The following is a 1,362-nucleotide window of genomic DNA, read 5'->3' as shown; positions in this document are numbered from 1 at the left end:
GAGCTATAGTCAAATCTGGTGTATGAGTTTTTTTGCTTCTTCTGTTTGATCTTGGGTTACTCTTATACCATCTTTAAATTTAACGCCTGTTATTACATCGGCTAGTAATTTAAAACCTTTTAAGCGATACCAACTTTTTTCAGCTGATTGCGCTAGTTTGAAGACCATCATTAATGTTGTCGTTCGACTTCCACAACTTTTCACTTTATGAGTTCGTAACCGAACGGTTGCAAACGTCGATTCTATTGGATTACTTGTCCTTATATGGACCCAGTGCTCTGCGGGAAAGTCATAAAAGGCAAGCATTTCTTCTTTGTCTTTTATTAAGCATTCAGTGGCTTTTTTATATTTAGCTGAATAGTCTTTTACAAATAAGTCATACGCTTTATAAGCCGATTTCCTGTCTTCTGCCATCCAAATATCTTGTAATCGTGATTTGATTTTTGGTTGTAATGACTTAGGGACTTTATTTAAGATATTCGCCGTTTTATGAACCCAGCAACGTTGATGCTGAGTTGTTGGCCATACTTTTGTTATCGCATTCCAGAAACCGAGTGCCCCATCACCAATCGCTAATTTTGGCGGTAAAGTTAACCCCTGAGATTGAAGTTGATTCAAGACCTCAGTCCAACTCATCTCTGACTCTCTAACGCCATCCACAACGGCAAGCAACTCTTTACGGCCCGTATCATCAACGCCCATAATGACGAGTAAGCATAGCTTATCGTCCATTCTAACTTTGCTGTAAATACCATCAGCCCAAATATAGACATATCGACGTTTATCTAATGAGCGAGTTGACCATTGCTTATATTCCTCTTCCCAAGAGGATTTAAGGCGTGAAACCGTATTGGCCGAAAGGCCTTTTGCATCATCACCCAATAATGAGACTAATGCAGGTTGCATATCACCAGTTGAGATCCCTCGTAAATACAACCATGGGATAAGTTCTTCAATATTTTTGGTGCGTTTTAAATAAGGGGGTACTAATGAGCTATTGAACTTAATACCCTCATTTTTACGGTCTCTTACTTTTGGTACTTTAACTTCGATATCACCAAGCCCAGTTTGAATATTTCGTTCAGGCTGATAGCCATTTCGGACCACTCGTTTGAGGCCATTAATGGTCTCATTCTCGTACTTTCCCAGTAATATCGCTAATTCAGCTTCAATAGCTTGAGCTAAAAGCTGTTGAGCCCCTTTTTTCAATAGTTCTTGTAAAGGATTCTCTGGAGTATCCATTGAAATGATATTATTATTTTCATTCATTGCGGTGTAGTTCCTGTTAGTTGTTGATCCGCCAAGATCGATTAACAGATTACATCGCAATGTCTCTCCATACACCAGAAATAACTATAGCTC

The 1,362-nt window shown here is 38.9% G+C and carries 1 protein-coding gene; it reads right to left on the bottom strand.

The window, feature by feature from the left end; translation table 11 throughout:
- Window positions 1–9: 9 nt before the first annotated feature.
- Entirely contained in the window at window positions 10–1,269 is a 1,260-nt protein-coding gene (locus PVK70_RS18670) for an IS256 family transposase (RefSeq protein ID WP_130049496.1), read from the bottom strand.
- Window positions 1,270–1,362 lie beyond the last annotated feature (93 nt).

Source organism: Aliivibrio sp. A6, assembly GCF_028765505.1.
Classification (GTDB): Bacteria; Pseudomonadota; Gammaproteobacteria; order Enterobacterales; family Vibrionaceae; genus Aliivibrio; species Aliivibrio finisterrensis_A.
This window is presented reverse-complemented; position numbering and strand designations above follow the sequence as displayed.

What these genes read in the sequence shown, in the direction of transcription:
- PVK70_RS18670 (WP_130049496.1), bottom strand. Translation starts at nt 1,269, where the DNA reads ATGAATGAAAATAATAATATCATTTCAATGGATACTCCAGAGAATCCT.